Here is a 7,938-nt window from a genome sequence, read left to right on the forward strand (position 1 = left end):
ATAAGCTTATGTGATTTATTTTAGCATAAAGTGGGTAAAATAAAGTTTGTAGTATATTCTTTAATTATCTAAAATCAAATCATTTCTCATAAAAATATCGCCTGCAAGATTCTGCTAAACCCACTCCAAAAATTTGCCTAACTCCTTTTTTAGCCAGTCTTTCTTTATCATAAATCAAAGACCCAAAAGAAATGCTTACAAAAGGCACTTCCATATCAAACGAGCTTTTATTTTTATGAATAGGATTTTCACTATTAAGCGAAAAAAGTTGTTTTTTGCAATATTCTATCCATTTCATTTCTTGATTAGCATATTTATTTTCATTGTGAAAGTATTGCACCTTGCATTTATTAGCATCTTTATCATCAAAAAGTTTAAGTTGCAGATAAAGCAGTTCTAAGTTTTGGGTATTCTTTTTTATATTATTGACAATGGATTTTTTTTCTTGTATTTGAGTATTAGCATCTAAATCTATTACAAAAATTTTATAGGCTTTAGTAAGAGTTTTAAAATGGAATTTTATATCTTTTAATATATCTTCTTTATCAAATTTTTCTATATCTAAAATAACTATAGGCTTGTCAATAAAAGCCATTTTTTTATAAGGGGTAAATTTTTGAGAATTAAAATAAGCAAAAAACACCACACCCTTATCTCTCCACTCGTCTTTGATGCTGTATTGATTTTTCCATCCACGACCTAACAATTCTAATCCACGAAAAGCTCTATTTTCTATAGTAGTATGGCGTATATATTCTTCTATATCTTCTTTAACATCAAAAACTAAATAAGATAAAATGATATAATTTTTATAGGATTCTTCTTGTTTTCTTACCTCATAATCAAAAACGATATTAAAATTATTTTTCAAAGCTTCTAGTTTTAACACCTCATTATCTTGCATTATTCCTTGTGTATAAGTGAAACTAAAAAACATTTTATCAATAAAAGCTTGCCCTTTTTGTTTATGCTTTTTTTGGACATTAAACATTGGAGCGTATTTTAAAACACTTTCATAAAAATTGTCTTCATTGAAATTTTCTCTGTCTATAATAAAGCTTATTTTATCTATAGTGCTCTCTTTACCCACATAAACATTTTCAAATACTATTTTACCCTCATCATCACTCATAGCCTTTGCCACCACTCTATTAAAGCGATGATTATAAACATAAATTTCCTTATTTTTTAAAGCTTCTCCATTCTTAGCAAGAAAGCATTCATTGATTTCTATTTTTATATTTAAGGTATTAGCTATGGGTTGTATTCTAATTATAGTTGGATTTTTTTCTTGAGCTTTTTTATAACTTTGCTCATCTTTATCTAAATAATAAGGAAAACTTAGCATCAAAAGAATGGTTTTAAAATAAGCACTATTAATATCACTTATTTCTTTACAAAGCTTTTCTGCTTCATCTTCATTTAACACTCTTAATTCTATATATTGATGAGTGATGAGATAATTGATGATTTTGTGCATTTTTTCATCTAATTTTTCCTCTAAATATTTCTCTTTGGCTTCTTGTTTTTTTAATTCCTCATCTTCATCGCCAAAAATTAAGTCATTAAAAAAACCTGCTACAAGTGTTCCCGCTACTGCACCCACTATTGTCCCAACAATAGGAAAGCTCGAGCCTATAGCTGCTCCAGTTGCTGCACCTGCGGCAATACGAGAAATGAAAGAAATTCCAATTTCTATAGTATTTATAGCTATTTGCGATGTTGCTAGTGCTCCAATTGCTGTTTCAACAGCAATTTCACCAAAAGCTCTTGTGTTAGATTTATTTTCTGCTTTTTTATACAAATAACTTAAAATACCAAAATTACCCATAATTTTATATTTATAAAATGTTATTACTTTAGTTGAAACACTCTGATTAATCATATATTGTTCTAATATTTTTCCAGATGTTGCTCCAGTTATTGACATACCATAAGAAGCAAGTGTTCCAATGTTCCCAAAATCTCTTATATTTGCAGAATTTTGATTTAGTGCAAATTTATCATCTATCTTTTTTCTGATTTCTAAACTTCCATAAATGGTATTGTTATTTTCCATACTCATTTTTATCCAATCTTATCTTATCAATTTCTTTAAGATCTATATTGTAATACTGCTCAAGTTGAAATAACCCATAGATAGCAGCAGCTTTAAGATATTTATTATTCTCACAACTAATAAGATAATTTATAAGATGACTTTTTGTAAAATTTGCAAGTTCATTAAAATTTGTATTAGCGGATTCAATAAAACCATATAATTCCTTACCATTACAATTTAATGAAAGAATTTTAGCTATTGATGACATTGTTATGCCGAGATAAAAATTAGACTCCATACCGATAACATAACTCCCAGATTCTAATATTAGGTCTTTTCCTATATATTTTTCAATATATAATTTATAATTATTATCGATATACATTCTTTTCAAATTTAAAGAACGATATAGCCTTTTTGTAAAAAATATAATTGCAAATACGATAACAATCATAACAACATAAGCTTTCCAATTATCGACTTTAAATTTATTTCCACTAACAAACAGCAAAAAACATACAAATATAATAAAACCAAAATAACTACCATAAGCCCAAAATATCATAAAAGTAACTTTTCTTTTTAACTCCCAAATGATTTCATCTTGAGTGTCTTGCTCTTTGATTTCTGTGTTATTGTTTGTTTGGCTCATTTTTATCCTTATTTAATTCTCAATTCCTCAATTTTTAAAAAGTCCAAATCAAATCGTGGTGAGATTTTACTATGCCTACTCTTAAAAAATTCATAGTTTTTCAAATCAATTTTGCTTAAATATTCTTGCGTTTGGGGTTTTATTATTGCATACAATTCTTGGATATTATTGCTTCTGAGTGGATCTAAAAACGAATATGCATTATAAATTTCCTCGCCAAATTTAGATATAGTTACACTATCGGCATAAATAGCAGTAAATGTGTGTGAAAGATAACAAAAATAAAAACTTCCAATCTCAAAAATTTTATCTTTGCCTTACAATAAGGTCTTTATCTGTGGCATAAATTTCTTTTGTGTTGAGTGTTCGCAAAATTTCCATAAGATAACCAAACATAACAATCATAAATATAAGGCTTATTATAGTATTTATAAAAAAGCAGAAATTGATGACGGGTTTGAGTGTTTCAAGTATAATGATGTAAACTAGGACAGGGAAGCATTTAAATAGAAAAGTAATGCTTTTATGATTGTAAATAATATTTATGCCAAAGCTTCAATAGTCAAGAAAGGACTAAAGCATACTTTAGCTATGAAATTAACCGCCAAAGGAACAAACCTTGCAGTCATACAAAAAAATTAAAGCATGCAAATCTAAATACAACAACTATACACAAAAGCTGATTATAATTATTTTTATGTCAAAAATCCTATAAAATATATTTCTTTTACTTTTTATTGCTCATCTTTTCTAATAAATTTTCTAAAATAAGTTAGTCTTCACGCCGATTTTTCATCCTGGTTGATTGTATTAAAGTGAGTAAAATTTAATTATTTCAACTAAGTCTATTTTTGTTTAAAATATTGCGCATATTCAAAGGGTCTTTCTTTCAGTTTAAAATAAAATTTATTATGAAATTGGGTTGTAGTATTTAAAGTTTTTTGAAGAGCTCCTAAAGAATATTCTAAAGCCCCATTATATATTATCTCTTCTTTTTGTAAATAACCCACAGCATATTCCAAAGGAGAGATATTTGAGAAAAATAATTCAATAAGATTAAAATTTAAATGATTATTTGCTTCTACATAAAAAGAATGATTTCCATGTATTTTGTAGGTAGCTAAATTAAAAAATAAATTATTTTTATCTTGATATAAACCTATATCATAAGCAATGATAAATTTTCTCAAACTCCATACAAGATAAGAATAAAATAAATCATCGCTAAAATCTACTACTTCATAGTCATTTTTTTGCACCATTTCATCTAGCATTGAAATTAGTTCAAATTTATTTAAATTTTTATTTTCGATATAGTAAAGTTTAATACCATGAACTTGATTAATTTCATTAATATAAGAAGTTAAAAATTCAATATTATCTTTATAAAGTTTTAAGAAATATTTTTTTAATTCTAAATTATCTATAATTTTATAGGGGTTATTTTTGAAGAAAAGTTCTTTAAGTCCTTCAAAGCAATTCTCACCAATATTAAAAGCTTTAAAAATGATATTTTTTTCTTTGATTATAATTTTACCTAAATAAATGCTTGTTTCAAATTTGAAATTTCTCTTAAGATTATATTCTTTTTTTAAGAATTCTTCATCAAGTCCTTTTATACTCATATCACTTTGCAAGCCCAAGTAAATAGTTTTATCTTCTCTTATATTGGAGATATAATCTTTAAGCGGTATTTTTATAGTTTTCATTATTTTCCTTGATTATAAACTTCTACCTATGAGGGTTTCTACATATCTTGGATCTCTTTCATTGGGCTGAATTTCATAGGCATCTTGTATAGCACCTATATTGCAACCTACTAAATAATTCTCACTAGGATCGCAAATTCTACTAAATTTATCAAAAATAATTTTCTCATTGATATAAGCTTTTTCAGAATAAAAAACATATCTGCCTAGAGCATCCATATTGTGATTATAATATTTTTCTATATAAAAATGCCTACATTCGTGAAAAACCGTTTTTGCAAATTCTTTAAAATAAGCTTTTAAAATGTATTGATTTAATCTGACCTTATTTTCTTCATAAGCTCCAAATGATAAAGATCCGCTAGGCTTTTGGCTATAAAAGACTACATTTTCTAAAGGTAAATTAAATTCTTTACAAAGAGTTTGAGTTAAAGCTTTTAGAAAATCTTTACATTCTTTAAGATCTCTGTTTTTGTTATTTAAAAGCTCTGTGTGGAATTGTTTAAAACTTTTACCATTCTTATACTCTAAAGGTAAAATTTTATTAATTATGGTGCTAATATATTTGCCATCTCTATCTTGAAGATAATTTCCTTTATCTTTTTCTGATATACTTGTTAAAAATTCCTTATTGATTAAATCAAATCTATAGTATATATAAGCGATTTTTCCGGCAAATTGAGGATAGGTTCTGAGATAGGTAAAAAAGTCTCTTTTTTCTTGATTTTTTAAATTTGCCCTTAAAAACCAATTTGCCTCTTCAACACTATCGATTGATTTTTGTCGGTTAAGATTATATACATTAAGGGCTTTTAGCTCCTCTCTTGTAAATAATTCTTTCACCCTATCATCTCTACCAGAGCCAACTTTAAAACTCATATCTATGATTTTATAAGCATCATTTAAATTAGGAAGTCTTTTAAATTTATTTTTATCTTCATAAGCAAAAACTAAAGCATAATATTTATCAAATTCTTCTTCATTAGCCCTTGTTAGAGGTAAACTAAAGCCTATTTTTTCAAATTCTTCATCTTTTTCCTCATCATCCATTTCCCAGCATTCATGAAAATATTTACTTTCGTCTTTTAAAAACTTTATATCTTTAAATTCTAAATGCTCTTTACCTTCTAAAATTCTTTGAAGTCTTGCTTCATTTTGAATTTGAGCTAAAGCCCAAACGATATTTACATCATCTTCTAAACCATCAACTTCGCATTCTACATAAGTCCCTGGTGCAAAATTTGCCTTTTCATCGATAATAATCCTTACACTTTTTTCAGCACTTACCACATCTTCATCTTCATCGAGTTCCCATTCTATTTCTTTTATGAAATTTACTTTAGATTTCTCTTGCTTAGGATACTCTACTCTTAAAGAAACAATTCCTTCCTTCTCATCTTGTATAAACTTAGCTTGCTTACTTAAATCCTCTAATAACTGTGCTTGTGCCATACCTATGCTACCACTACTGCCAAACTCTCCCTTTTCATTGATGCTATAAAGATATAGATTATCTTTTATTATGCTTTGCTCTTTTTTATCTTTTTTGCTTGTTTTGTTTTCTTTTTCATTACTTTCTTTTATTTTTACTTCTTTAAAAGTTTTAGAACATTCTTTATTGGTATATAATCTTACACAACATTTTCCCCAAGTTTTTCCTATTTCAAAGGGATAATCTTTTAAAAAGCTAGGGTTAGTATCTTTAGCTATTTCATTGATTTTTAAATAATACTCCCCTTCAGGTAAAGTGCCAAATCTATCTTGAATGCTTTCATCATCATAGTAAAAATAAGCCTTTCCACTTTTGCTTTTATCTTTTTCATCTTGGTAAAAATAATTTGCAATTTGCTTTTTACTTCTTTTTTGATTGTCTGCCTTAGCAGTACCACTTCTTGCCATATAAGAATTAATTAATTCATTTCCTTTGTAATGATAGAGATTAAATCCATCATAAACTAAATGATCTTTTGCTTTAAATTTAAGTATGAGTCCAACTTTGTGATGGGTATAATTATTAAATATTCTTTTAGCATTTTGTAAAGGAGTAGGAAAATAAGCATTGCTTTCATCAAGCTTTACTTTAAAGCTATAACAATCACTAAAATACTTTTCTTTATCAAATCTTATTTTACCCTTTTCATCACTGCGTCTTTTTAGATTAACTACTCTTAAAGCTTCATCATGTTTAAAACCTTTGATAATGATTTTAGCATTAGCAATGGGTTTATTGTGTTCATCTTTTAAATATAAAGTGATAAAGCAAGGTTCTTTAGCGTTAGATGAGGATTTGTTTAAAGGTTCTTTTGAAAGTTTATTAAAACTTGTATTGTTGTAAGCAATTTCTTTTTTAAGCTCTTTGGGTTCTAGTTTAATATTTAAACTTTCTTCTAGTAAAGAATAATTTTTAATCCTTGCATTATGATTGTTATATTTTATATTCAAATCCCCTAGAGAATTTAAATCCTCTTTATCGTATTTAAAATGATAAAGCAAATTTTCTTCTTTTTCTTCAAATAAAAACTCATTATTTTCTTTTGCACCTAAAAGAAGTTTTTCGTAAAAAAACACTCTTGTATTAAATTCTTTAAATTTAATATTATATTCTTTTTCTATTCTTTTAATGTCAAGTAAAGATTCATTTTTAATAAACACATCACAATGATTATCATAAATATGGATTAAATTTGACATCGATGAAGCATTATTTAAAAAGATAATTTTTTTATTTTTGTCTTTATTTTCTAAGATGAAATGGTTTAGGTTTTTAGAGTGGGAAGATAAAAGATAAAAATCTTGTTCTTTTGTGCTACTTGTATTTTCTTTTGTATCACTTTCTTGATTTGAATTTTCATCTTGATTTAAATTTTTATTTATTTCTTTGTTTTCATTTTTATTTATTGTTTCATCTCTACTATTTATTTCTTTATTTACAATCAAAGAATGGATATAAGTTTGATAAGCATTTTCTAAATCTTTAAAACCAAGTCTTTTAAATTCATCAATACTTTTATAAAGCTCTTTTCTTGCATTTAAATAAGTATCGTTTAATTTGGCTTTGTGAGAGATAAAGATAGTATAAAAACTAGAGTTAAATTCTAATTCTTTTATTGTGTTTTCATCAAATAAAGCTTGCTTATCTTTATCATATAAAACATAATCTTCACAAAAATATAAAGCTTTTAATAGATAGGGTTTTGAATCGATGTTGATGTTGTTGATATTTTCTAAAGATAGTTTTTGTATATAGGCTATTTTTAAATTATTGATTGCTTGTATAGATACAAGCTTATAATTATTATATTCTTGATTAAAATAATTAAGATTTTCTAAAAATATTTTATACTCATTGATATATTCTTTTTCATTTTGTATATTATTTAAATGCTTAAGACTTTGATTGAAAATATTATTATTATAAAAATTACAAGAAAAACTATCAAAATTAAATTCTTTTAACAAATTACTATTTTTATTATCTATAGAACATAAAGGAGTAAAGGAATTTTGTATGTTTTTGTAGTAGGGGTAGAGAGAGT

The 7,938-nt window shown here is 25.9% G+C and carries 4 protein-coding genes and 1 pseudogene; 1 reads left to right on the forward strand and 4 read right to left on the reverse strand.

All coding sequences use genetic code 11. The features are described 5' to 3' along the window. Positions 1 to 79 precede the first annotated feature (79 nt). Both AJ886_RS02705 and AJ886_RS10725 read right to left on the reverse strand, forming a co-directional pair. A complete protein-coding gene (locus tag AJ886_RS02705) occupies positions 80 to 2,065 on the reverse strand; it encodes a hypothetical protein (protein ID WP_070287085.1) in 1,986 nt (661 codons plus the stop codon). Next, positions 2,049 to 2,693, reverse strand: a complete 645-nt coding sequence (locus AJ886_RS10725; protein WP_070261730.1) for a hypothetical protein — start codon at positions 2,691 to 2,693, stop codon at positions 2,049 to 2,051. The genes AJ886_RS02705 and AJ886_RS10725 overlap by 17 nt, the downstream gene beginning before the upstream one ends. Before the next feature lie 432 nt (positions 2,694 to 3,125). Here AJ886_RS10725 and AJ886_RS10955 point away from each other — a divergent pair. Further along, a pseudogene (locus AJ886_RS10955) lies at positions 3,126 to 3,376 on the forward strand (tyrosine-type recombinase/integrase); the annotation flags it as partial. A gap of 162 nt (positions 3,377 to 3,538) precedes the next feature. On the opposite strand, the gene AJ886_RS02715 reads toward AJ886_RS10955, so the two are convergent. Beyond that, entirely contained in the window at positions 3,539 to 4,402 is an 864-nt protein-coding gene (locus tag AJ886_RS02715) for a hypothetical protein (protein ID WP_044261321.1), read from the reverse strand. A gap of 12 nt (positions 4,403 to 4,414) precedes the next feature. After that, on the reverse strand, positions 4,415 to 7,938 hold a 3,524-nt coding region (locus AJ886_RS10730; protein ID WP_261662398.1), incomplete at its 5' end, for a hypothetical protein.

The organism is Campylobacter sp. BCW_6465 (assembly GCF_001762815.1).
Classification (GTDB): Bacteria; Campylobacterota; Campylobacteria; order Campylobacterales; family Campylobacteraceae; genus Campylobacter_D; species Campylobacter_D jejuni.